At 60.2% G+C, this 25547-nt stretch carries 18 protein-coding genes; 4 read left to right on the forward strand and 14 right to left on the reverse strand.

Annotated features, from left to right (window positions below):
• Positions 1-279: 279 nt before the first annotated feature.
• On the forward strand, positions 280-1311 hold the full coding sequence (locus tag ACTG4X_RS05745; protein ID WP_440533400.1) for an IS110 family transposase: 1032 nt from the start codon (positions 280-282) through the stop codon (positions 1309-1311).
• Positions 1312-1395: 84 nt separating this feature from the next.
• Here ACTG4X_RS05745 and istB read toward each other — a convergent pair whose 3' ends face one another.
• Positions 1396-2175, reverse strand: coding sequence for an IS21-like element helper ATPase IstB (gene istB, locus ACTG4X_RS05750; RefSeq protein WP_440532734.1), 780 nt, complete (start codon positions 2173-2175; stop codon positions 1396-1398).
• 65 nt (positions 2176-2240) lie between these two features.
• On the reverse strand, positions 2241-3764 hold the full coding sequence (istA, locus tag ACTG4X_RS05755; RefSeq protein ID WP_440533401.1) for an IS21 family transposase: 1524 nt from the start codon (positions 3762-3764) through the stop codon (positions 2241-2243).
• 804 nt (positions 3765-4568) lie between these two features.
• Between istA and ACTG4X_RS05760 the strand changes: the two genes are divergently transcribed.
• Positions 4569-5792 carry a class I SAM-dependent methyltransferase gene (locus tag ACTG4X_RS05760; protein ID WP_440533402.1) on the forward strand — a complete coding sequence of 408 codons (1224 nt, stop codon included), beginning with the start codon at positions 4569-4571 and terminating at the stop codon, positions 5790-5792.
• Between the two features lie 145 nt (positions 5793-5937).
• On the opposite strand, the gene ACTG4X_RS05765 is transcribed toward ACTG4X_RS05760, so the two are convergent.
• Both ACTG4X_RS05765 and ACTG4X_RS05770 read right to left on the reverse strand, forming a co-directional pair.
• The gene (locus ACTG4X_RS05765; RefSeq protein WP_440533403.1) at positions 5938-6966 is read right to left on the reverse strand and encodes a hypothetical protein; all 1029 of its coding nucleotides are present in this window, start codon (positions 6964-6966) and stop codon (positions 5938-5940) included.
• Positions 6967-7093: 127 nt separating this feature from the next.
• Positions 7094-7504, reverse strand: coding sequence for a phage protein NinX family protein (locus tag ACTG4X_RS05770; protein WP_440533404.1), 411 nt, complete (start codon positions 7502-7504; stop codon positions 7094-7096).
• 324 nt (positions 7505-7828) lie between these two features.
• Between ACTG4X_RS05770 and ACTG4X_RS05775 the strand changes: the two genes are divergently transcribed.
• The gene (locus tag ACTG4X_RS05775) at positions 7829-8863 is read left to right on the forward strand and encodes a class I SAM-dependent methyltransferase (RefSeq protein ID WP_440533405.1); all 1035 of its coding nucleotides are present in this window, start codon (positions 7829-7831) and stop codon (positions 8861-8863) included.
• 146 nt (positions 8864-9009) lie between these two features.
• On the opposite strand, the gene ACTG4X_RS05780 is transcribed toward ACTG4X_RS05775, so the two are convergent.
• The 7 genes from ACTG4X_RS05780 to ACTG4X_RS05810 form a co-directional block, all read right to left on the reverse strand.
• Positions 9010-9861, reverse strand: a complete 852-nt coding sequence (locus ACTG4X_RS05780) for a GDP-mannose 4,6-dehydratase (protein WP_440533406.1) — start codon at positions 9859-9861, stop codon at positions 9010-9012.
• A complete protein-coding gene (gmd, locus tag ACTG4X_RS05785) occupies positions 9858-10895 on the reverse strand; it encodes a GDP-mannose 4,6-dehydratase (protein ID WP_440533407.1) in 1038 nt (345 codons plus the stop codon). The genes ACTG4X_RS05780 and gmd overlap by 4 nt, the downstream gene beginning before the upstream one ends.
• 13 nt (positions 10896-10908) lie before the next feature.
• The gene (locus ACTG4X_RS05790; protein ID WP_440533408.1) at positions 10909-14625 is read right to left on the reverse strand and encodes a glycosyltransferase; all 3717 of its coding nucleotides are present in this window, start codon (positions 14623-14625) and stop codon (positions 10909-10911) included.
• Positions 14626-14648: 23 nt separating this feature from the next.
• Positions 14649-16358 carry an HAD-IIIA family hydrolase gene (locus tag ACTG4X_RS05795; protein WP_440533409.1) on the reverse strand — a complete coding sequence of 570 codons (1710 nt, stop codon included), beginning with the start codon at positions 16356-16358 and terminating at the stop codon, positions 14649-14651.
• A complete protein-coding gene (gene hldE / locus ACTG4X_RS05800; RefSeq protein ID WP_440533410.1) occupies positions 16355-17788 on the reverse strand; it encodes a bifunctional D-glycero-beta-D-manno-heptose-7-phosphate kinase/D-glycero-beta-D-manno-heptose 1-phosphate adenylyltransferase HldE in 1434 nt (477 codons plus the stop codon). The genes ACTG4X_RS05795 and hldE overlap by 4 nt, the downstream gene beginning before the upstream one ends.
• Position 17789: 1 nt before the next feature.
• Positions 17790-18764: an ADP-glyceromanno-heptose 6-epimerase gene (rfaD, locus tag ACTG4X_RS05805; RefSeq protein ID WP_440533411.1), complete on the reverse strand. Its 975-nt coding sequence runs from the start codon at positions 18762-18764 to the stop codon at positions 17790-17792.
• Positions 18765-18837: 73 nt separating this feature from the next.
• Complete coding sequence (locus tag ACTG4X_RS05810) at positions 18838-20118, reverse strand: FkbM family methyltransferase (RefSeq protein WP_440533412.1); 1281 nt, start codon at positions 20116-20118, stop codon at positions 18838-18840.
• A gap of 188 nt (positions 20119-20306) precedes the next feature.
• Between ACTG4X_RS05810 and ACTG4X_RS05815 the strand changes: the two genes are divergently transcribed.
• Positions 20307-22469: a glycosyltransferase family 4 protein gene (locus ACTG4X_RS05815; RefSeq protein WP_440533413.1), complete on the forward strand. Its 2163-nt coding sequence runs from the start codon at positions 20307-20309 to the stop codon at positions 22467-22469.
• Between the two features lie 16 nt (positions 22470-22485).
• Here the strand turns inward: ACTG4X_RS05815 and ACTG4X_RS05820 are convergent, their stop codons facing one another.
• Genes ACTG4X_RS05820 through ACTG4X_RS05830 form a run of 3 tightly spaced genes read right to left on the reverse strand, consistent with a single transcriptional unit; the run spans position 22486 to position 25409 of the window.
• On the reverse strand, positions 22486-23187 hold the full coding sequence (locus ACTG4X_RS05820; protein ID WP_093178336.1) for an ABC transporter ATP-binding protein: 702 nt from the start codon (positions 23185-23187) through the stop codon (positions 22486-22488).
• A 3-nt stretch (positions 23188-23190) separates the two neighbouring features.
• Positions 23191-23958 carry an ABC transporter permease gene (locus tag ACTG4X_RS05825; protein ID WP_257014991.1) on the reverse strand — a complete coding sequence of 256 codons (768 nt, stop codon included), beginning with the start codon at positions 23956-23958 and terminating at the stop codon, positions 23191-23193.
• A 32-nt stretch (positions 23959-23990) separates the two neighbouring features.
• Positions 23991-25409, reverse strand: a complete 1419-nt coding sequence (locus ACTG4X_RS05830) for a mannose-1-phosphate guanylyltransferase/mannose-6-phosphate isomerase (RefSeq protein ID WP_440533414.1) — start codon at positions 25407-25409, stop codon at positions 23991-23993.
• Positions 25410-25547: the final 138 nt, after the last annotated feature.

Consider the following 25547-nt stretch of genomic DNA (forward strand, 5'->3'; position numbering starts at 1 on the left):
TAGGCGACGGTATTCACGGATTCAATGCGTTTTCACACAGCCTCAGTCTGAGGGCGCTGGATGAGGGGCAGGTCTTGTCGCTTCGAGGCATCCGGCGATGCGGTTCATCACCATGCACACCATCGGCCCTCAGCGCACGCCAATTTGTGACCTGCTCAGATGGCATGGGCGCCTCCCTCTTTGGCTGACCAGCGAGCGCCGCGAGGAGGTGGGTCCTCCGCAGCGGCATCGTTGTGCCAGAGTGGAGGTTGCGTTCAACCACTGATCGGAGGATCCATCATGGAGCTTAACGTCATTGCAATCGATATCGCCAAGAAGGTGTTCCAGCTGCACTGGGTCGATGCCGACACCGGCAGCATCGAGCGGTTGAAGCTGAAGCGCTCGCAGATGCTCGAGTGGTTCGCCGCCAGGCAACCCGCACTAATTGCAATGGAGGCGTGTGGCGGCGCGCACGAATGGGGTCGCGAGTTGGTAAAGCTCGGACACGAGGCCCGACTGTTGCCGCCGAAGATGGTGCGACCGTTCGTGCAACGGAACAAGACCGATGCCGCTGATGCGCAGGCGATCTGGACGGCCGCTCGCCAGCCTGGCGCTCGCTTCGTCGCTCTCAAGAGCGAGGCGCAGCAAGTGGTTCTGGCGCTGCACCGTGTGCGAGCGCAGTTGATGAAGATACGCATCATGCAGACCAATGAGCTGCGCGGGCTTCTCTATGAGTTCGGAATCGTGTTGCCCGAAGGTCATCAGGCGTTGATGAAGGAGTTGCCGACAGCGTTAGAGCAGGCGCAACAACGATTGCCTTCGATACTGATCGACAGCCTGCATGAACAAGTGCGGCGCATCGGGCAACTGCAGGCCGACATCGGAGCAATCGAGCGTCGCCTCGCGCAGCAGCTTCGCCAGAGTAGTGCCTGCAAGGCAGTGGCCGAGATTCCCGGCGTCGGGCTCATGACGGCCACGGCGGTCGTCTCCAGCATGGGCTCGCCAACGGCGTTCAAAGATGGTCGGGAGTTCGCTGCCTGGATCGGTCTGGTGCCGCGGCAAACCGGCACGGGCGGGCATGTGCGGCAGCTTGGAATAAGCAAGCGAGGCGACATCTACTTGCGAACTCTGTTGATGCACGGAGCCCGAGCGATCGTCCGGTCGGATCGAGCAACCACATGGCCGTGGCTTGCTGCGCTGCTCAAGCGAAGGCCCTACAGCGTTGTGGTCGCTGCAGTGGCCAATGCGTATTTCGGCGAACGTGACCGCCCATTTCGGCCCATCGTGACCGGCACGCCGAGGGGTGAATTCGGCGTCATTTCGGCAACGTGACCACGCGTTTCGGTGATCGTGACCGCCCAGGTCGATGGCGGTGCTGCGCAGGGGGCAGAGTTTAGGGGGTCAGATTCGATCAGATCATTGGCTGGCCTCCTGAACTGCCTTTGTTGACTTGGCTGCTGCCCGCGCGGCCTTGCCTGTGCGACGCGACTCGCCCTCGAGATTGAAGCGCCGGCAGCTTTGCATCAATCGGTCGAGGATGGCGTCTGCGATGGTGGCGTCGCCCAGCCAGGCGTGCCAATGCTCGATGGGCAACTGGTGCGTGATGATCGTCGCGCGGTGGCCCACCCGGTCATCAATGACCTCCAGCAGGTCACCCCGGGTGACACTGTCCATCGGACCCGTTCCCCAATCGTCCAGGATCAACACGTCGACCTTGGCAAGCTGTTCGAGCCAACGTCGGAAGGTGCCTGCGCCGTGGAGGATGCGAAGCTCCTCGGCCAGACGTGGCACCCTCAAGTACAGCGCCGAGTGCCCCTGGCGACAGGCGTACTGGGCCAGCGCGCAGGCCAACCACGTCTTGCCCAGCCCGGTGGCGCCGGCGAAGGTCAGCGTCTCGCCCCGCTCGATCCAGGTCGACAGTGCGACGCCCATCAAGGTGGACCTGTCGATGCCGCGCACCGCCTCGAAGCTGGCGTCCTCCAAGGTAGCCGTGGGGTACTTCAGCTGGGCACGCTGCAGCAGCCGGGCCCGCTTGCGGTCACCTCGGGCATAGACCTCGCGCTCGACCAGCAGGGCCAGTCGCTCGTCGAACGACAGGTTCAGGCAGTCGGCCTGTTCTTGCTGCTGCTGCAAGGCGTCGGCAAAGCCCTGCAGCTTGAGTGCGCGCAGTTGGGTCAGGGTGGCGTTGTTGAGCATGGCGTGTGGGTGCAATGGATTGGATGAGTTCATGGTGGGCTCTGGGCTGGTGAGGTCGGTCGTCCTCACTGGTAGTAGCCCGGTCCGCGCAGGTTGGCGTGCGTCGGACTGGTCCATTCGGCTTCGGCATTCAGCGGCACCTGGTCACGGTTGTTGGCCAGCAGGTCGCGCACATGGCGGTAGCGGAAGGCGCCCAGTGCGAGGGCCCGTTCGCAGGCCGCCTCCAGCCGTGCCTCGCCATATCGGCGCGACAGGTTCAGCAGTCCCAGGCAGGAGCGGTAGCCGTGCTCGGGATGCTTGTAGGTCTGCAGCAGCCGGGTGATGAGTTCGCCGCAGGCCATGTCGATGCGTTGCCCCCAATCGATCAGACGCTGAGGCGTCCACTCCAGGTGGGCGCGGTGGGCAGCGGGCATGTGGGCCTCCACCGTGGTGTAGCCGCCGCGGCGCTCGTTGCGGGCGTGGGCGGCCACGCGCTGGCCGCGCAGCAGCAGCTCTACGCCGTGGCGGGTGAGGCGCGCCTCCAGGGTCTGGCCGACGAGCGCGTGAGGCACGCTGTAGCGGTGGCCCTCCAGCTCGACGTGGTAGTCGATGTGGACCTTCACCGTCTTGAAGCGGGCAAGCTCATAGGGTTGGCGCGGCAGCGCCATCAGAGCCGGCGCATCCAGTTCGGCGAACACGCTGGCGCGGCTGCCGGGCAGCTTCTGGAACGGCCGGTCGTTCACGCTCGATAGCAGCTCGGTGATGGCGGTATCGACCTGGGCGACGGTGTCGAAGCGATGGTGGCGCAGCCGCGCCAGCACCCAACGGGTGACGACTTGCACTGAAGACTCGGCAGTGGCCTTATCCCTTGGGGTTCGTGGGCGGGCGGCCAGCACCGAGGTACCGTAGTAGCGGGCGAAGTCGAGCACGGTGTCGTTAGCGCGTGGTTCGTAGCGGTCGGGCGAGGCGATGACCGCGCGTGCGTTGTCCGGCACGATCAACTGCGGCACACCGCCGTAGAAGTGCAACGCACGCACCATGCAGTCGATCCAGTCATCCAGGCGCTGGGCCGGGGTGGCGCAGGCGAAGACGTAACTGGAGGCGGCCATGGCCGAGACGAACACCTGGGCGCGGGCGCCGTCACTCAGTGGCACGGTGGGGCCGGCGAAGTCGATAAACAGCTTCTCGCCGGCGCGCCGGTGTTGGCGCATGGAGCGCTTGAGCGTGCGGGCGAACTCCTTGTAGTGCTCGCAGAACTGCGTGTAGCGCCAGGTGCGGCCATCGGGATGGGCGGCCACGTACTCCTGCCACAGCAGCATGAGCGTCATGCCCTTGCGGTCGAGCTCCCGATGAATGCGGCCCCAGTCGGGTTCGACGAAGGGCTGCGAGGTGGAGGCCCGGGGAAGCAGCGCGCTCGAGAGCTGCCGCTCGTTCCAATGCTGCACGCTCTCCCAGTCCAGGCCGGCGACTGTGGCCAGGCTGACGTACTTGGCGACGACGCCTTTGGAGACCTTGAGGGTAGTGGCGATCTGCTCGTAAGAGAGCTGGGCGTGCCACTTCAGGCGGATGACATCCTTGATCATGGGTAGAGACATTCGTTGCTTGGGCATCCCGCTCCTTCGACGGCAAAGCCGCCGAGGCTACGGTGCCCAGGGGTTGAGTTCTCTACGCAGCGCCGCCGACGCCCGGGCGCCTCCTCAGGAAGGCTCCGGACCGGCGGTCATGAACGCCGAAACGGCCGGTCACGATGGTCCGAAACGCGGACCGGTCACGATGCGCCGGAATGACCGGTCACGATGCCGAAATCGGCGGTCACGATGCCCCGAAATACGCAGCCAACAAGATCGCTCGAACGATCTGGGCCGTACTCGCTCGTGGACAGGAATGGCGAGCCGCATCATGGCAAGCCGCGTAACCGATTGACTGACACAGTTTAGGAGAGCGAGCGACGCCACAGTGTGATGGGCCAGACAGGTCGGACCGGGACGGGAGCACTCCGGTAGGGAAGTTGAGCCTTGAGCTCGATGTTCAGATGGGAGTCTCGTCAGCGAATGCCATCAGGGCCAGCAGGCTTGCCAGCCTGCAGAACAGGCCGGATATAAGACTGCAGCCCAGCCTCCAGCCCCATCACGCATCAACGTCCTTGCGATCCGGGAGGCGCCCATATAAGACCTTCCCTAGCTCGACTGCCGATCGCTCCTGCAGCTTCATCAGTCGACTAAGCGAGCAGATCGAGGGGATCGGCGCCTAGCGTACTCGTGCTTCGGGCGGCAGCTGCAGGATCTTGGCTGGCCTGAGGCTCCGCGCGCGGCGATGAGGTGCGTGTCGCACTCATTCGCATGCTCAAAACTGCCTCGTCCCGAAGCATTGCTTCAGCCTCAGCAAGTAACATGCAACGCAAAAGGACTGGACCCATGTTGACTCGAGAAGAGATAGTTAATGCCTATGTGGCCCTCTTGGGCAGAGAGCCGGAATCAGAGGCGGTAATTAGTTCGCATCGCTCGGCTCACGAAAGCGCTGCCGCGCTTATCGCGTCACTCCGAGGATCAGAGGAATATCGGCTGCGCCAAGAGGCGGCAACACGGCCGGTTGACCGGGCAGAAGCGCCGCGAACCTTTACCCGGGATCAGCTGATCAAAATTTATCATGACCTGTTGAGACGCAAACCGGGAAATGAAGAAGTGATCGCCTCTCAGCTTGCGGCACACCGGACAAGCGAAGAGTTCGAGAACTCCGTGCGTGAATCCGAAGAGTTCCAAGCCATCCAGACATTTAGCAAGAAGCGAAAAATTCAGCTATTGGAGGTCGACGCGGAAGTTGCCTGCATCCATCGACTCTGGGAGGCAAAGTCAGAAGACTACGATCGGGCGCTGAGCGACTTCTGGCTTGATATTCAACCCACTGCAGCAGCGCCTGAGTCTGAAGAATATATGCGCTGGGTCATGGACACGTACGCCCAAATAGCAAACCGCCCTTCGTACAACGTCAGCAGCGAAGAGACTGACTACGATCTAGAAAGCTACACTCGAAAACCAGTCCCCTATGCAGGAGGCAACGCCAAAGCAATCGGCAACATGCTAATGGCCCTCGGCCACGTCATTCATGCGATGGATCTGAGACCAGGATCGACTGTTCTCGAGTTCGGTTTTGGCTGGGGCAACACAACGGTGCAACTGGCAATGTCTGGGTACAAGGTCACGGGCATCGACATCGCGCCGAACTTCGTTGAAATGGTTCGGCGACGAACCAAGGCGCTCGACCTGGAAGCAGAGCTCAGAGTTGGCAGCTTCTTTGACGCCGAAACGATCGATCAGCAGTTCGACGCTGTGCTCTTCTTCGAATGCTTCCATCACTGCGAAGACCATGTCAGGCTTCTAAAGGCCATTCCCAAGATCCTCAAGCCAGGCGGGAAGCTCGTACTGGCAGGGGAAACCATCAACAACGCGTTGCCATATCCATGGGGCATCAACCCTGACAGCCAGGCGATCTATTGCATCCGGCAGTTCGGCTGGCTTGAACTTTCGTTTCGCGAGAGCTACATCCTCGACCTACTCGACGAGCTTGGCTGGGACGTTGAGAAGCACGACTTTCATAACGCAATGGGCGTGACCTATATCGCTACTCGCAAGAGGCTCTGAAACGACAAAATCCCCCGGGCGGAGGACAAGGCGACGCTCAATACAGAGCAAGCAACTTACTTGGCGGGCTACCGTCCATCGGTGATTCACTCGGTGGCATCACAAATGGACAGCTGGCGATAAAGCAGTTTCGTTAACGTGAGAGTCAGTGTGTGCCGCCGCGACGAACAACAATTCCAGCGGACGTAGCAACGTAGTTCGCGATCCGAAGCTTGAGGTGGACATCTTGGGCATATGGCGGCACGTCGACGTGATAGTCCAGTGCGTGCGCGGTGGGCCCAATGATGAACGGCTGCACTTCGTGTCCGCGATCGCGGAGACGCCTGACGAGTTCTTCCATGTCTCGCAAGCGGAAGATCACCGTGTCGCCTTCAGTGACCGTGTCTTCGTTGGAAGACACATTGAACTCTGTTGTATGCACAGCCACTCCACCGACTCGGAGTGTCTTTTCAACCGCATTGACAACGAACTGCAGACCCAGTTCGATATTGCCCAGATGCTCGAAACAGCACGACGACCAGTTGAAGTCGTAGCCTTGAAGTGCGGGGTCGATGTGATTCATGTCACATGCCCGATGCGACACCTTCGAACGTACAAGATCATCGGGTGCGATGTTGGAGTTCAGTAGCTGATCGACTGACCCACTGTGCTGCCCTGTCGCGCTCCATGCCTCCACCCGGCTCACATCCATCGGCGCGTCGGTCGCAGTCACATCAACACCCATCGAAGCGAATGCGGCTGGCAAGGGCTCCTTACCCACACCGAATCCCAAGCCACGCGCTCCTGGTTTGAGTACTCCAGCCTCAAGTAGCTGATGCAGTACGTAGACCCACTCCCATTGCTTCCGATGAAACTGCGGACGCATCGCAAGCAGCTTGCACAGCTGCAGGTAGCGCGGGTGGTGGAAATCGACTCCTTGGCAATTTGACACAGCCATGAACGGCTTATCAGGAGCGCTCGGCGAAAGGCTGGGGTCAGAGGCGAACATGAAATGGGAGGACTCGTCCAGCCGAAGCGACTGAAGATGCACCTGGTGCCGCAATGCATTCACCTCCCGATCCAACACCTTGATCTGCCGCTCCAGGGCTTGCGATCTGGAAACTGAGATAGTCTCGAGCTTGTCCCGGATGCGCCACCACACTGGACGCAACGCAGCCTTCGCCAAGTTCTTCATCGATCATCACCCTCTGGTTTTTTTTGATTGTCGCACCCCGAGAGCGCTTTGGGGTGAGTCCAGCCAAGGCAGGGCATTGATCAGCGATCTTGCGCGGACAGGACCACCATCGACGGCCAAGTGCGCACTACTTTCCCGTCTTGCCAATCAAATGTTGGAATACGGTCTGCTCTGAACTGGCAGGAGCAATCGGAGGCGCAAGCGGCATGTCGCCAAACAGAGAAATAACATAGACCCTCATGGCTGCGATCATCGAGTTCTCTCCAGTCGCCTCGACAAGCTCTATTCCATGTTTGATAGCGATGCATTTCCAACTGCCGCCCCACCCCAGCCATCGTAAACAGATGCGTTCGCGATCAATGATTGGCCCCGCGTCTTGCCAACTTGAAGATGGCTGAAATGGAGTTGCACGGTCATACACCGATCTTCTTGCAAGGCAAGTGAACTCTCCGCCGTAGAGATCGATGCTCGGCATCAACCCCTCCGCCTTCGCCACCAAATAGTCCAAGTTCGTCCCTGCTGCTTCTGAAACCTTCATGCGTACGCATTCTTAAGCAACTGACACAAGACGCCGCGTTCTCTTCTTGCAACAAATGTGAAATCCGGCCGATTCAGGCCGAAAAAAGCAAGAAGCTAAACTTTCGACCACGTGGCTGGTTCGGCGGACTGCGGCAATGAAGGCGGCGAGTTGGTCGGGCAGCTTGCCAGCAGCGGCAAGAAATCCGTTCAACCCTGACGCCCATCCCGCCTAATGCGCTCTACGAGTGAGGCGTACCTGCGGGGCATACACTCCGACCAATTCAGCGTCGAACCTTTGTAGCCGGATCTTCGCCGACCCATAACTTTGGAGAAGGACAAGTACATGCTCAAAGACCTGGCGCTTCAGTTGCCGCCGCTACGGCGTCTGTATGACAGCAGAAAATCTCTGCAGATGGCATACGACCTTGCTCAAGTTGAGAAAGCCACCTATCAGGCCGAACTGGCGGCCGCAAAGAAAGAGGCAGTTGCTGCACGCAGCCCCTTTTGGCATTACTCATCAACCTTCGATGCCGTTGACGCCATGCATCGCTACGCCGCGCACGACCTCGAACCGATGCCCGGACACCTGACCAATTTCCTAGGCGTGCGCATAAACCCGAAGTTCTTTCCTGGCATTCTTCAAGATCGTGCCGGCGAAGTGGAGGGGATTCCAATCCCTGCAAATTGGCATGCAGACGTGGCCGAATGGGGGGCGGCGCTTCGTGCGGTGGATCTTTCGCGCGATACCTTCACGATGATCGAATTGGGTTGCGGATGGGGATGCTGGATGAACAACACCGGGGTCGCGGCCCGAAGAGTCAGCCGTAAAGTACACCTTATCGGTGCCGAAGGCGATGAAGGTCACATCGGCTTCGCTGAAGAATCGCTTGCAACTAACGGATTTAGCCCAGAGCAAATCGAGCTGCATCATGGCATCGCAGCGGCACAGTCAGGCATTGCTCTCTTTCCGCGCCAATCCCTTGCTGGTGAAAAGTGGGGCTTGGAGCCCGTGTTCGGCGCCACTGAATCACAAGAACGCGAAGCGGTCGAATCTGGCAGCCACGAGGCGCTACCCATGGTCCCGATCTCACGGTTGGCCGCCAATTACCGGCGTATCGACTTGCTGCACATCGACATTCAAGGCGGGGAAGCAGACCTCGTAGATGGTTGCTTGCCAATCCTCAACGAGAAGATTGCCTACATGCTCATTGGCACGCACTCGAAGCAAATCGAAGGGCGTCTCTATGAGACCCTTCTTGGCGCAGGATGGCGGCTGGAGATGGAGCGCGCGGCCATCCTAGGACTCATCGACGGGAAGCCACTGATCAGCGTCGATGGTGTTCAGGGCTGGCGCAATCCAGCACTCTCACCAGACTAGGCATACCTCCAAGAGACTGTAGACCGCCCCGCGCACACCGGTTCCGGCACTACGCGTAAGGGCATGGTTTATTGGCGGCTTACGGAAATTTGTGGACAAGTTGCGGATGCGGCGCGCAATACTTTCTCCGCCGTGATGAGGGAGGGTCAGAGCATCCGAGCCAGCGTGTTTTCCAGTGTCGGAGGGGCCAGGTCGAAGCCGCAGTCGCGTAGCAGCGCGTTGAGCTTATCGGGACTTCCGCAAAGCCTGTGCACTTCGTTCTTCCGCACGAACGCGGGGTTGACCTCGACGTCCATGTGGTGGTTGGTGAGTCGCTCGAAGCACCCGATGACTTCCCGCAACGTGTGTGGCTGGCCCGAACACACGTTGTAGGCTTCACCGGGGCGGCCGTACTCCATCAAGTACAGATATGCGTCGCACACCATCTGGACATCGTTGAATTCACGTTCCACGTCGAGATTACCCAACGCAATGCAATCCGCCCGTTCGGCGAAATGCTTGGCGAGCTTGGGAATCACGAAGTTGATATCCTGGCCGCGTCCGGTGTAGTTGAATGGCCGCGCGATCACGAGGTTCAGTCGCTCCGCGAAGGTTCTGGCCATGTGCTCCATGGCCAGCTTGCTCATCGCATAGTGGTTGACCGGCGCGGGCTGCTGGCTCTCGGTCAGCGGTGATAGTTCGCTGTTGCCATAGATATTGGCGCTGCTGGCCAGCAGCACGCGATGCGGAGCCGAAGGCAGCCGCGTGAGAGCCTCGAGCAGGTTCGTCGTGCCGACCACATTCACTGCATAGAACGCGCTACTGTCCGCGTGGCCAACGAAGCTGATGGCTGCCAGATGCACAACGACCTCAGGTTCGACTGCGAGCACTTCGCGCTCCAGCGCCTCCCGGTTCGTCAGGTCGGCTCGCATAGGCACTACCTCGTGCCTTGCCGCGGCAGCGCGCTCGGAGAAGTGGCGGCCGGTGAACCCCTCGGCACCGGTCAGGAAGATCTTCAAAACGAGAAGCCCTTCTTGTTCCGCTCGAGGTCCGCCTCGACCATCATCTGGCACAGCTGTTCCAGTGTGGTCTGTGGCTTCCAGCCGAGTTTTTCGTGCGCCTTGGCCGGGTTTCCGATCAGCAGCTCGACCTCGGCCGGACGGTAGAACTTCGGATTCACGCGCATCACTGTCTTGCCGGTTGCGGTATCCACAGCCGACTCACCCTCGCCGGTTCCCCTGAACTCGACGACGATGCCTGCACCCTTGAACGCCATGCTCACGAAATCGCGAACCGTTTCGGTCCGGTTGGTTGCGAGCACGTAGGTATCCGGCTCATCGACCTGCAGCATGCGCCACATGCCTTCGACGTATTCCTTGGCGAAGCCCCAGTCGCGCTTGGCGTCAAGGTTGCCGAACTCCAGCACGTCGAGCTTGCCAAGCTTGATCTTGGCCACGCTGTCGGTGATCTTGCGGGTCACGAATTCGCGACCGCGCAGCGGGCTCTCGTGATTGAACAGGATGCCGCTGCAGCCGAAGATGTCGTAGCTCTCGCGGTAGTTGATCGTCATCCAGTGCGCATAGAGCTTGGCGACGCCGTAAGGGCTGCGTGGATAGAAGGGCGTGTCCTCGATCTGCGGAACAGCCTGGACCTTGCCGAACATCTCAGAGGTCGAGGCTTGGTAGAAGCGGATCTTGGTGTTCGTCAGGCGAATGGCTTCGAGCAGGTGGAGTGCACCCACGCCAGTAATTTGCGCCGTGGCGGCGGGCTGGTTGAAGCTGACACCTACGAAGCTTTGTGCGGCAAGGTTGTAGACCTCGTCAGGCGCGGTATCGCGGATCAGTGACAACGAACTGCCCAGATCAGTCAGGTCGTACTCGACCAACTGCAAATTGGGATGGCTCTCGATGCCGAGTTCTTCAATGCGCCAGAAATTCACCGAACTGGTCCGGCGATACGTGCCGTAGACGGTGTAGCCTTTGGACAGCAACAACTCGGCGAGATAAGCGCCGTCCTGGCCTGTGATTCCGGTAACAACAGCACGCTTGCTCATAGGTCAACTCTTCTCAATGGTTTTGAAGTGAAATAGGGTGCTCACGCACAGCCTGTGGGTTGGTGGAGTGGCGTTGCGCATCAACGTCCGAGCTCGGTTGGCGTACGAAGGTCAAAAGCTGCTGTGTGCTCTGCTGCCATGTCAGCCACGGGATACCTGCCGACTTGGGCTGGGCCTGATCCTTGAATAATTCTAGCCAAGCTGACACAGCCTGAGCGAGATCGTCCGGGAGAGCTCCACTGAAATAGAAAGCGTGGTCCCCGGCAATTTCCTGAAACACAGCCAAGTCCCTTGCAATGATGGGCAACTCATGGCGCGCGGCTTCGATGAGGGGAAGTCCGAAGCCTTCGCCTTCCGACGAAGCGATCAGGCAGGCCGACGCGCCATAGATGTTTTCCAGGTACTCGTCGCTTGCACGATCAAGCCAGAAGAAGCGCTTGCCGATCTCATCGTGGTTGCGAATTTGCCTAGTTGCCTCCTCGGACAGCCAGCCATGCTTGCCAACCAATACCAGATTGACGTCAACGCCTCGGCGCCAGAGCAATTCAAATGCCTTCAAGGTCTGGATGTGCCCTTTTCGCGGCTCGACGGTTCCGACCATCAGGAAAGACGGGCGTGCCCTCAGTGCGTCTAGAACTTGTTCGGCATCCGCAGGCACGCCGAGCGTGGGCTGAGAGTTTTCTATGTCTGCTCCCAAATGGAACCAGCCGACATTCAGCCGATCATTGCTGCCTTCATTTCCTTGTTCCTTGATCCAGGATGTCAGATCGTCGGCCACCGCTTTGGAAATGCACAAGACTTTGTCATATCGTGTGATTGTCTTCAGCCACTGTTTAAATGCGTGGCTCACTGGCTCGGAGAAATATTGCGTCAGTCGAACGCACAGCAAGTCATACAAGACGAACACAACGCCAACTCCCCTGCGGTGCATTTCATCCAGGGTGGCTTGTTGCCTAGGAACGATTTCCGGCTGGTAGTCAAGGCCCAGAAAGACGTCCCCGTTGTAGAAATCGATCGCCTCATCTTCCACGCCAAACGCATTTTCTTTCCCTAAGAATCTGCATTTGAGTTCGGTCGCCAGAAAATACCCGGTTTTGTCCATCGTTCCGTACACCGGCAAGACTTCGTAGCCTACGGGTGGGTTCTTGAGCAACTCGTCAAGAATGCTTCGCGCGACGCGTTGAATGCCTGTCTTGGAGTCTCGATTGACCAGTTCAGAGACGTCGACGAACAGCCGTTTGCCCAAGCCGTCCGGCTTGATGCTGGCGGTGATGCACTGCGCAGTTGCCGCGATGTCGTGCTCTTCCAGCCCGTCGGCCAAATTGCCTATCTCTTCGATCAGGCGCTGTTTTATGGACCTGTTCGACTCCACGCGTGGAGACGGCGCGATCACATCGTGCTCGCCGTGTGCCTGTCCCGAGGACAGCGCATCGATTGCCTCAATGACGCATCCGTGAACGTCATCGACTGTGACGTCGTCCAGGCACATGAAGGCGTTGCGGCAGTCGGCTTTTCTTGCGAGGTGGCAGGGTGAGCATTCAACGTCCCTGTGGATTACGTAACTCTCTCCAAATGCTGGCGCCCATTCCTGAAAAGTCTCGTGGCCGCCATAGATCCCCAGGACCGCCAAACCGAGGTAGCCGGCCAGATGAGCGCCCCCGGAATTGTTTGCGATGCAGATGGAATTCGCTGCCAGCGACGTCAGAAGGTCGGGAATGCTGAGTCCTGCCTGCACCTTGATCTTGTTCGAGCCGCCAAATGCATACCGCTTGGCCTCAGGCGTTGATGCGAAGAAAATGTTGACGGCCTCGACGCGCGCATCGGCCGCCAGTTTTTCTGCAAGCGCGCGATAACGGTTGACACTCCATTCCTTTACGTCATTGCCTGCATAGGGGAACAAAGCGATGCCACCGTGCCAGCCCGAAGCCCGCTCCGTGAGTGGAGGAAGCTTGATGAAATCGTTGGGATCGCTGGGCAATGCATCGATCAGCGCAATCATCTGCAAGCTGATATGCGTGCGATTCATCCACGTCTCGACGAAGGCATCATCGCGTGCCGCATCGAGCACAATGCTCAGTTGCTGGTCAATGGCATCGTTGAAAGTCTTGTAGCCAACCTTCAAATCGGCGCGGACGCTCTGAAGTACGAACCGTGTATCACCTTGCCGGCGTAAATCGATGGCAATGTCATAACGATCGAGTCCCTCCGCAAAGGATTGGAGTTCATTCGCAGCGATAGACGCTTGATCGGCAGATTTTTTCTTGAAATAGTCCAGCGCATGGACGCGGTCGAAGAATGGAAACTTCTTCGCAAGCTCCACGTTCCAGCTTCCAACGGCAATATCGATGCTCGCATGGGGATAGCGCGCCTTGAGCTTGGCAATGGCGGGTGCGGCCAGGATCAGATCGCCAAAATGATCCAGTTTGAGCAGCAGGATCCGTTTCTTGGTGCCTCCAAAGAGTCCGGTCTTCTCAACGCGGACCAGCGAGAGCGGACCTTGCTCCTTCTTCTTCGTATCAAAGGCCTCGAGCGCTTCCAGTGCCTTGAGTGCACTTCTGTCCCATGAGAACACCTCGGCTTGACGGGCGCCGTTTTGAAGCAGACGTTGGCGCAGCGCTTCGTCGGTCAGCGCATGCCGCATCTTGTCGCTGATGCCGGCGATCGACAGGGGGTCGAACATGGCCTCCGGCATGCCTATCACTTCGGGAAGGCTCGTGCTATGCGCCGCGATCACGGCTGCACCGCATGTCATTGCCTCCAACGGCGGCAGGCCGAAGCCTTCGTGTGTCGAGGGAAAAATGAAGAGTCGGCAGATGTTGTACAGCGCGAGCAGATCGCTGTCGGAGATGTAGCCAGTGAACACGAGCTCGCCGGGAGCGATGCCGCTCCGGCTGGCTCGAGCCTGCAGCTTTTGGACTTCCTCGGCAGGCATGCGGCCCGCGAACACCAGTTGGTGCACGTCGCGAATTGTCCGGGGCAACGCCGCGTACGCCTCGATCAAGCGCGACAGGTTTTTTCGTTCGTCCGCGCCACCCGTATACATGACGAAAGGACGCGAGATATTCAGGCGGGTGCGAAGCGCGGATTGCTGCTCGGCAGACAACGTCATCCTCACGAAAGTCTTGTCGCACGCCCCAGAGATATTTGTGACGTGCTCGGAGCCTACCGCCAGTGCGGTCAAAGCTTCCTGCCGGGCACTTTCCGAGATTGCCAGCAGATGCTTGCAGCGCTTGAGATATTCGATCTTTTGCGCGTAGTAGCTTTGATGCAGCTGGCTGGACCGGAAATGGATGTCGGGATTGATTAGCGGAATCAGGTCATAGAGGATGACCGCGGTCGGAATATTTGAGCCGAACGCCCCGACACTGACCACCGCATCGTCCCCCAGCCCTTCGAACAGGCTTGTGATCAAGACTACATCGGGCTTCAGGGATGCAAGGAATGCCTCGCGGATCTTCTCTGCGACACGGCGGCGCCCTGTGTTTCGCGAGTCAAGTTCGCGCGTAGGCCCGGAAGCTTGCCAAACTCGAATGTTCTCCTGCGGCACGATGCCGCGGAAGGCGTCCCGGATAGGCTTGATCGAATCGGGGAAAAGCCCGCTCAGGGCCAGCACGACTTCATGTTTTCCAGCATTTCGGGCGATCCCCAATGCCAAAGACAGACTGTATCGGCCGATTCCACGGAATCGGCTTTCGGTCTGGGCTCCCTGCATGTCAATGATTATTCGCATCGCTTGAAATTATTCGAACCGCTCTATTTCGAGGCCTCGGAGATCGGTCGAGGCATCAGAACTTCCCTTGCAAACAACGCAAGATTACCGCCAGTGAAAAGGTGGCCTGACACGCCGGCGCGGCGCGCCGCCTCCACATCGGACGGGTTGTCTCCGATCATTTGAGATCGTGTGAGGTCGATGTTCAGATCTTGCGCCGCACGCAAAATCATCCCTGGATTGGGCTTCCTGTCGAAATGATCCGGATGCAAGTAAACCGGGTTTTGTGCTTCATGATGAAACGGGCAGTGGTACCAAGCATCAACGACGGCGCCTTGGGCTTCGAGTTGTTTCGCCATCCAGCTATGCAGCTGCATGACTTCAGCTTCCGTCGCATAGGCCCGTGCGATCGCCGACTGGTTCGACACGACCACCACCCGATAACCATATGTCTGGGCCTGCTGGATCGCTTCCATGGCGCCTTCGACAAAGGTGATATCTGCAGGTTTGCGCGGATAGCCGGTATCGACATTGATGACGCCGTCCCGGTCGAGGAAAAGTGCACGCATCCGCCCAGGCTCGGGACGGGAAGGGGGGACGACGCGGCCGAACACGCGCTCGCATTCCATGATTGCGAGAACCAGGTGGTAGAGGCTACTGGCTGGGACGTCGGCCGAAAGCCTGCTGCCATCGGCGTCGAGTCTGTCGTTCCAGAGGCCGTGGTACGCCGTTTGCAAGAAGTGGTCGTGTATCGCTGCCAGTGCCGAGTTCGCGCGGCTGCGCCACGCTTCGGATTCACTTGGTGCGGCTTCAGCCTCGGCCGCGCAGGCCTTCAGATACTCGCAGGTCCCCCACAATCGCCGGCTGTTCCACGCCGACTGGTTGTGAATTCCGACGCGCTCGATCGCAAAGCCTTCGGCATCGATGCCCTCGGCAATCGCCCGGGACAAGAGCAGACGGACGTCTTGGTCGACATCAATACCTGTTGCCTTTGACAAACGTCGGAGTAGCCATACCCACTCGAAATGGTGGCCCGGTTCATACCAGTTGTCGTCCGGACGGGCCGGTTGCCAGTCGTCGTCATGCAGTTCTGGCAGCGCTTCTTGAGCGCGCCACAGCATGCGCGATGAAAAAAGTGCATGGAGCGCGCATGCTCGGTCGAGATAATCTGCCCTGCCCGTGGATTCATGCAGTTCGAGGAATGCCTCCAGCAGATGCATATGTGGGTTCTGGCGCAAAAATCCATCGGGCCTTGGCACCGCGTCGATCAATCCATGGCTTGATGCGGCCAGTGGCCCGTCGAGCAATGTCAGCACCTCGTCGACCCGATCGAGGTAATCCTGGTTCGGCTGAACGCGATACAGCCATGCCAGCGTGAACAGCAGGAAAGCGAGCGTGTAGGTATCGCAACGTGGATCTGCAACGTCTCCATCGGGATCAATGGAAAAGGCCCAGCGGTGAGAAAGCGCCGGACGATAGAAATATCGCTTTACGCTTTCCCAAGTCTGCGCGATGAGTGCGCGATCGTCGCGCATGCCGCGGCAAGTGAGTTGAGCGAGAACGTAGAGTTGCCGACACTGCACCATCAGTCGCCGCGGCAGGTCGGACAAGGGCTGGGCCGAGAAGCTCAATCGTTCGTGAAACAGCTCCAACCGTTGGTCGTACCCGTTTTCGATCCATGCTGGCAGCGCCTCGCGGCTCAGCCAGTTCCCACTTAAGGCTCTCAGTTCATCGAAGCTCCGGGCCTGCTTCATGAACTCTTGGCCTTCTCGATCTCCTCGACGATACGAGTCGTCGAGAAGCCTGAGTGAAAGTCGAGCGCTAGCACTCGTCCGCCCCGAGCCGTGACTTCTGCATAGCCGACGATCTCAGCGACGGGGTAGTCCCCACCTTTCACGAGCACATCCGGCATCACGAGCTTGATTGTTTCGAGCGGCGTTGGTGCGTCGAACTCGACGATGTAGTCCACGGAACTCAAACCGGCGAGCACTTCGGCCCTGTGAAGAAACGGATTGATGGGGCGCTTGGGACCTTTCAATTGCCGGACCGAGTCGTCCGAGTTGATGGCCAGGACCAACACGTCCCCAAGGGCTCGTGCTGCCTTCAGCAATCGGACATGACCCGGATGAAGAATGTCGAAGCATCCGTTGGTGAAGACGATCTTCTTGCCTTGAAGCCTTTTCTGCGCAATTGCAGCTTTCAGTACCTGCTCACTCAATATTTTGGGGCGATCGGCATCCATTTCCGTGATTTCGGCTGCGATGTCCTGCTGACTGACAACGTAGGTGCCGGAGTGGGATACCGCGATGCCTGCTGCGATATTTGCTGCATGTACCGCTTCTGCGATGGGTTTTTTCGCCGCGAGCTCAAGTGCAAGCGCGGCCAGCACGGTGTCGCCGGCACCGGAGACATCGAACACATCGCGAGCGCGCGTCGGCATGAAGCTCGTTCCGCCCTCTTGGCTTACGACCACCATGCCTCTCGCGCCCCGGGTGATCACCAGATGCTGAAGCTGGAGATCCTGCAGCGCTTGACGTCCCTTGATCGCCAGATCTTCGTCGGAGTCGTAGGCACCGAAAAGGCCGATGAATTCGCTGTTGTTCGGCTTGAGCAGCGAGGCGCCACGGTAGAACTCGCTCGCGTTGCGCTTGGGATCCACCAGCGTCGGGATACTGCGCTGCGATGCAGCCTTCAAAAACTCCGGCAGCCGATCGAGCGCACCCTTGGCGTAGTCGGAAAACACGATCAGGTCATACCCGGCAGCGTGCCGAAGAAACTCCTCGAGCAGTCTCGCTTGGGTTAACGCGGTCGGGCGCACGTCTCGATCGACGCGCGCGATCTGCTGAGTGCCAACAACAAGTCGAGTCTTCTGTGTGGTGGCTGCCAGCGGATCTTTCACGAAGAGCGCAGTGACGCCATAGGACTGCAACGAACGTTCAAGTTCAACCGATGCTCCATCTTCGCCGACGATGGCCAGCAGCGTTGCATCCCCGCCCATGGCTGCGATGTTGGCCGCAACGTTCGCGGCACCTCCTGGGCGATTTTCGTCGTGCGTGGCGGCCAGCACCGGAACCGGCGCTTCCGGCGAGATCCGCGACACCTCGCCGATCACATAGCGATCGAGCATGATGTCGCCGACGACTAGGATGCGCGGCTTTGCGGAGGAGGAAGAAGGCTGCTGCATATCAGGCGAACTTGTCGGGCGTGTTGAGATAGCCTTGGACGTAGTCGGCCACGCCCTCTTCGAGGGAGTAGAAGCCGTCGTCGTACCCTGCTGCGCGAAGTTTCTGCATGGCCGCTTGCGTGAAGTACTGGTACTTGCCGCGAAGGTTTTCGGGCATGGGCACGTACTGGATGTCCGGCTTGATGCCGCATGCCGTGCCCACAGCCTCGATGAGGTCGCGGAACGAGCGGGCTGAACCCGTGCCGAGGTTGTAGACGCCGTTCTGGCGCGCGCCGGCCATGAACCACGACATGACCTTGCAGCAGTCCTTCACGTAAACGAAGTCGCGCAGTTGCTCGCCGTCCTTGAAGTCGGGGCGATGCGACTTGAAGAGGTGGATGGGCTCCTTGGCCATCACGCGGGAGTGGTTCTTCGCGACGATGCTCATCATGTCGGCCTTGTGATATTCGTTCGGGCCGTACACGTTGAAGAACTTGAAGCCGGCCCAGCGAGGAGGGGCGGCGCCCTTTTCCGCCTGTCCGAGCGCCCAGCGGTCGAACGCCTGCTTGGACCAGCCGTACAGGTTCAGCGGGCGAAGCGGGGCGATGTCCTGCGTGTCGTCGAATCCTTGATCGCCGTCTCCATAGGTCGCGGCCGACGATGCATAGAAGAAGGGCACCTGCCGGGCGGCGCACCAGTTCCAAAGATTCATCGAGAACTGGATGTTGTTGCTTACGACTTCGTCGCCATCCGTTGCGGTCGTCGATGAGATGGCGCCTAGGTGAAACACGGCCTCCACTGCGCCGCTGCTCTTCTCGAGAAAGGCCGGAAAATCCTGCGGAAAGACGAACTCGACGAAGCGGTGTTTGGCGATGTTCTTCCATTTCTCGCCGGTACCGAGCCAGTCGACGATGACGATGTCGGTGTGGCCCAGTTGATTCAAATGGGCGACCAGATTCGATCCGATGAAGCCTGTCGCTCCAGTGACGATGATCATTTGCAGTACTCCGAGCGTTTGGCTTTGTGATGTGGGGTCGGGGGCAGCGCGGAAACCGGCGCGCGCGGCGCTCTCATTCGCGTCCGTTGGCTGCCTTCAGTGCCAGGTATACGGCGCGCGTGGCGGGCGACATCGCCGACAGGGTGTCGCCTGGCAGCGAGCCACCCTGTGGTGCGGCGGGCGGAGGCGCGAGCATGGCGCGCAGCCGCCGGTGCAGGGGGGGCACGAGCTTCAGGACGGCCAGCAGGCCACTCTTGAGCGTCGGGTGCCGCATCACGGCGAGGGCGCAGATGCGCAGGACAGATTTGATGCGGCGCTTGATGCCGCTGGTCAACCGGCCCTCACGGAACGCGGAAAGTAGCCGTCGGCACAGTGTGCCAACCGAGCGCATGGGGGCGGTGATTTGCCAGGACGAGCTGTGCAGGACGGCATCGAGCCGATGCTGAACCGCGCTGCGTTGCAATTCGGCCAGCTGTAGTGCGGCGGACGCGATCTGCACGTCGCGCTGGGCCTGTGCCTCGATTTCGCTTTGCCTTCGTTGAGCCTGAGCCCTTGCCTCGGCCAGTGCTTCGAGGGCCTCGCTTCGCTGCACTCGGATGGTTTCGCCGAGCTTGTCCATCTCGGCGCGATGGGCCTCCAGCAACCCTCTGCATAGCTCAGAGTTGGCCAAGCCGCTGAGGCGCACCCCGTCGAACACATTGGGCGGTGAAGAGAAGGCCGCTTTCAGCTCAGAATGCTCGGCCGCGATATAGAAGCGATTGAGGCCGTCAAAGTAGACGAATTCGTAGCGGGCGTCCAACAGGATGTCTTCCGCGCCCTGGTAGCGGACTTCGGTCGACATCGGCACGGTCGCTTCGATGACGATGATCCAGGGCCGAAGCACTTCGCTGTCCCAGCCGCGCAGCACTGCCTCTTCGAGTCCCTCGACGTCGATCTTGAGCCAGTGCACCGGCTGCCCCGCGAGCGATGCGAAAGCGGTGCGCATCGGCAGCATCGGCGTCGCAACGGTGCGGTGCGCGAGGCCGTGCTGTGTGCGGTGGCTGTCCGCAAACTCCTTGACGCCGGTGCTCAGGCCGGTGTCCTCGAACACGTTGAGTTCGAGGATGCCCGCTTCGTCCGATAACGCCAGTTGCAACACCGTTTCATCGGGGCGATCGCGGCGCAGCATGTCCGCATAGCGAGGGACCGGCTCGACATGGATGCCGCGCCAGCCGTGTTCGTAGAACGCCTTGCTGACCGAGTCGACGACGGGGTCCTGGGCGCCCACGTCGATGTACTTTCCGGCCGGCACGTGCTTGAGTGCTCGCCAGAGCATGACGTCTTCGAAATTCTGCGCGTATGAGATAAACGTCATGGGTCGTTAACAAAAAGTGCAAAAAGGACCAGCCGGCAAGACTGCGGACGTTCCTGGGAAACATGCACTCAGATGGGCGGATGTTTCGCATTTTACGAGGTGAAAGCGCCCATTCTTGGGCATGATCTCCTCGTCGATTGCCCCACGATCCGGAAGAAATTACGTTTGCGAGAGAAAGTAAATAACAAATGACAGGGTTCGATGCGCTGCGCCGAAACGCGCGAAGGGTTCCGAAGGCCGCGTTCTGGTTGATGACGCCATGGCGCATGCCCGAGCGGCTTCGTTTCCTGCGGGAGCGTGCGGCCAGCCAGGAGAGAGAGCAGCTGCTGGGGGGGCTGATCGAGAGGGAGCGCTCTCGTCTGGAGGCACTGGCGCAAGGTAATGTTGCGGCGCGCATGCCGACGTTGGACTTGCATAGCGACGCCGCACTGTCCGAGGCAGCGGGCCTGCCACTGGTGTCGGTTGCCGGGTCTTCCGTTGATCCTGGGGCAGTGATCGACATAGGGACGGCGGCGCGGTTTTGCATGTCCTTGTTGCGTGGTCGTAAGGACTTGTATGCGAGGTTTCCCTATGCTTTGTCGGAGTTGGCCGACAAGAATGCCTTTCTGGTGTGGCTTCAAAGCGACGAAGGAGTGCAAAACATTGGCCTGACTCCTGCTTCGCTGGCGCATATCGTCGAACTTTTCTCCACGGACTTCGCCGCGCGGGCGCGGCAGGCTTTCATGGCTGAGCCGCGCATCCGGCAGGTGCTGCCCCATGGGCTGACCCCGGCCGGCCAGCACAGTCTGTTCGGGTGGTTCATGCAGCATGTATGGAACGAGGCCGAGGCCAACCTGCGGCGTGAAGAGATTCTCTGGCTCTTCATGCAGGCGGCCGAGAACCCGCGGGCAGAACTGGCTCGCGCCTATTTGTTCACGCCCGATTGGCAGCGGCAGTTTCCTGATGCATTAACCGTTTTCGGCTGGTCCGGATTCGCTTCCTGGTTCGCGCGTCATTACGGCGCCGACTCTCAATGGGTTGGTGTGGACGCTGCTCCCGAGCGGTATGAGCCGGCGCAGCAGGTTCGCCTTGGCTATGGTGTTCAGGTGTCTTGGCAGGCCAGACATCCGCAGGCCCTTTCGGAGCCCGCACAAGCTCTCGCATTGCTCGAGTGGCTGGCCTCCGCGGAGGAGGTCGGCCTGAGCGCCGAGGCTCGTCGATGGTGCCAGGCACTGGATGTCGAGGCGGTGGCGTCGGCGCTGCTCACGCCGGGCGTGAACATCATCGGCCATTTCTGCTATCCGTCTGGCCTGCGAGTCTCCGTCGAGTCGATCGCGGAGGCACTTGGGCAGGTCGGCCTCGACACTTCGCTGCGCGACCTGCGAACGGACGCCAAGGACGATCCGCACCATGTCGATTTCGACGGCCTTGAGGTGTACGACGTCACGGTCATACATACGCAGCCTGAACCCTTTTTTCCGGAGGCCTACGCGAGGGCCGACCTTGCAGAACGCTCGCCCCGGACCTACAGGATCGCTTACTGGTACTGGGAATTCGACTCGATCCCCGATGCCTGGGTCGAAAGCGCGAAACAGGTCGATGAGGTCTGGACGGCCACGGAATTCATCGCACGCGGCCTGCGCGAGCGCTTGTCCGTGCCGGTTCGCACCTTATTTCCTGGGGTGCGGCTGACGCCTTTCGAGGTGCGCAAGCGCAGCGATTTCGGTCTGGATGAGGACCGCTACACCTTCCTGTTCACCTTTCACATGATGAGCGTCATGGAGCGCAAGAACCCGTTGGGGTTGATTCGCGCTTTCAGGGCCGCCTTTCGTGAGGACGAGAAGGTCTCGCTGGTCCTCAAAACCTCGTTCGGCGACCGGCATCCGGCGGAGCTGCAGAAGCTGCGCGATGCCGCTGCCGGCGCGAACATCACGGTCATCGACCAAGTGTTCAGCCCCGATGAAGTGCTCTCGCTCATGAATGCCTGTGACGCATACGTGTCGCTCCACCGCAGCGAAGGCCTTGGCCTCACGATGGCGGAAGCCATGCTCATGGGCAAGCCCGTGATCGCCACCAACTTCTCGGGCAACGTCGATTTCATGGACGACGGCAACAGCCTGCTCGTGCCCTATGAACTCGTGAAGCTCGGCAAGCCGATTCCTCCTTACGACGCCGACCTTGAGTGGGCGGAGCCGTCGGTTGAGCACGCTGCACGGCTCATGCGTCGCCTCTACGACGATCAGGTATGGGCGCGTGGCCTCGGCGCTCGCGCCAAGGCGAGCGCCGAGGCCAACCTCTCTCTGGAGGCCGCAGGGCGAAGGATCAAGGCACGTCTAGAAGAGATCGACGTGCTGCGGCGCACAAGGCGCTGAGCTTGCGCGCCAAACATTACTGCTCGACGATCCGCCCGTGCTCCAGGTGAATCACACGATTGCACTCTTTGGCAATGAGTTCCGGCGAATGCGATGCGAGCACCAGGATGCCGGACTTCGAGACCACGTCCCGCATCCGCTTCTCAGCCTTTTCGGTGAATTCCGCGTCGCCCACCGAGAGCCATTCGTCCATGAGCAGGATGTCGGCTTCGACACTGGTAGAGATCGAGAACGCCAGGCGCATCATCATGCCGGTCGAGTAGGTACGCACGGGCATGTTCACATACTCGCCCAAGCCGCTGAATTCGCAGATGTCAGGTGTGAGGCGATCGATTTCCTTCTTGCTCATGCCCATCACGAGGCCGCGCAGCATGATGTTCTCCACACCCGTCGCGTCCATCTCGATGCCCAGCGAAGGGTCGATCAGGCTGGCGACCGAGCCTTGGCGCGCGAACTCTCCCGAGGACGGCTCATAGACGCCGGCCAGCGTGCGCAGCAATGTCGACTTGCCCGCGCCGTTGTGGCCCACCAGGCCGAGCCGGTCACCGCTCTTGAGCTCGAGGTTGATGCCGCTGAGCGCTTGCACCACCGTCACGCCGGTTTCCTTGCCGAAGCGCCCGCCGGTCACGGAGGCCGCAAGTGTTTTCTTGAGGGAGTTGGCGCCAGCGCCATAGATCGGGAAGTTGACGGCGACGTTTTTGAGTGAAATGAATGCCATGGATCAGAGCCAGTAGACGACGCGGCGGCGGTACTTCGAGAACAGAAGGACGGCAAGGGTCAGGCACAGCACCGTCCAGACCAGGATGCCGATCCAGCTGTGGATGTGCGCCACGCCGCCCATCAGGGGCGTGCGCAGCAGGTCCAGCATCTGCGCGAACGGGTTCCACAGCACGTACTTGGCGCGGCCTGGGAGGCTTTCGGGCAGCCAGAACACGGGTGTCAGGAACATCAGCATCTGCATCACGCTGGTGACGATCTGCGTGACGTCGCGGTAGCGGGTGCAAATCAGCCCCAGCAACAGGCCCAGTGCATGCGCGTTGACGATCAGGATGGCGAAGGCCGGCAGCACGAGCAGCACCGACCAGGACAGCGAAATGCCGGCCCAGATCGCCACGGGGATGTAGAGCACGATCTGGTGTGCAAACTGGATCAGGTTGCGCGCCAGGCTGCGCCAGACGAACAGGCTGATCGGAAAGTAACCCTGCTTCAGGTAATTCGACGATCCGACGAAGGCGTTGCAGGCATCGGTCACGATGCTGGAGAAAAAGCCCCAGAAGATGATGCCCAGCGCCAGGTGCGGAAAGAAGCGCGAGAGCTCGGTGCCGAACAGCGAGCTGTACAGGGGCCCCATGCCTCCGATCATCACGCCCATGCTCAGGGTGAGCCACATCGGGCCGAGCATGGAGCGGCGATAGCGCAGGACGATGTCGAACCAGGCGAGGGTCCACCAGATATCGGTGCGGCGGGTGCCTTGCCACCAGTCGGACAAGGCGCTTCGGTGAAGATTGGAGTGGACTTGACTCATGTACGGCCGTAAGTGTCTGCGAGGCGGACGATGTCGTCTTCGCCTAGGTAACCGCCGCACTGAACCTCGATGAGCACCAGCTCTTCGTCGCCAGTGTTGGTCAGTCGGTGTTTTTCTTTGAGGGGAATGTAGCGGTATTGACCAGGAAAGGTCTCGTGCTCGACTTCCCCGATCTGCACGATGCCTTGACCCTGCACCACCACCCAGTGTTCGGCGCGCTGGTGGTGGTACTGCAGCGACAACGCTTCGCCAGGTCTGACGGTGATGCGCTTGACCTTGTAGCCTTCCTCTTCCTTGAGCGAGGCATACGTGCCCCACGGACGGTGGACCACCGGCGGCAGGTGCACCGTGTCGTGCTTGCGAGCCTTGAGCACGTCGACGACCTTTTTTACCTTTTGCGCACTGTCCTTGTGCAGAACCAGCAGCGCATCGGGCGTGTCGACAATCACGAGGTCATGGACGCCTACGGTGGCGACGACTTTCGGGCCATAACTTTCGACCTGCACGTGCGTGCCCGTCGTGTCGAGGGCGACGACATCGTCGGGAAGCGTGTTGCCGCTGGCGTCTGGCGTCAGCGCATTGGACACCGCAGGCCACGAACCCACGTCGCTCCAACTGAACTTGGCGGGCACCACGTGGACATTCGAGGCGTGCTCCAGCACCGCGTAATCGATGCTGATGTCCGGTTGCAGGCCGAACGCATGCAGATCGAAGTTGACGGATGCGCCGGAGGTCTTCGCAGTCTCGAGTGCACGCCTTGCCGCCCTGATCACATCGGGGGCGTGCTTCTCGAGCGCCGCGATGATGGTGTCGGCAGTGAACGCGAACATGCCGCTGTTCCAGTAGTAGCGGCCGGTGGCCAGATACTTCTGCGCCGTCTCGAGGTCGGGTTTCTCGACGAAGCGCTTGACCGCCTGGCTCTCGCGCGAGACATGCTCGACCTCGATATAGCCGAAGCCCGTGTCGGGGCTCGTCGGGCTCACGCCGAAAACCACGAGATTGCCTTCCTGGGCAAGGCGGAAGGCTTCTGTTGCACTGGCGACGAAAGCTTCCACGTCCGGCACCAGGTGGTCCGCGGACAGGACAAGCATCACGGTGTCGCCGCTGAACTGGCGCGCACATTGAAGCGCTGCCAGCGCAATGGCCGGACCGGTGTTGCGCCCCTTGGGCTCAAGGAGAAAGGTGGTGGTGGGCGGGTCGCTCATCTGCCCGAGCACGTCCTTCGTGAGGAACAGATGGTCCTTGTTGGTCACGACCATCAGGTCGCCGGTCCCGCAGGCCTGTCCACGCTCGACAGCCTGTTGAAGCAGCGTGGAGTCGCCGATTTTCATGAATGGCTTGGGAAAAGCCTGACGCGAAGCAGGCCAGAGCCTGGAGCCGGCGCCTCCCGAGAGCACCACAGAGAGTAGCCTCATTGTTTTCCTTTAGCTTTTTAACCGATCAATTTTACGGGCAGCCCTCCCACGGCCGGCGTAGGAGTGAAACGGCTGGCGCCGTCCTTTGTGGCGACTGGTTGCGAAGATAATCCCCTCCCGCAAGGTCAGCGACGCCAT

The sequence above is a fragment of the Variovorax sp. YR566 genome (assembly GCF_051992195.1).
GTDB lineage: Bacteria > Pseudomonadota > Gammaproteobacteria > Burkholderiales > Burkholderiaceae_C > Variovorax.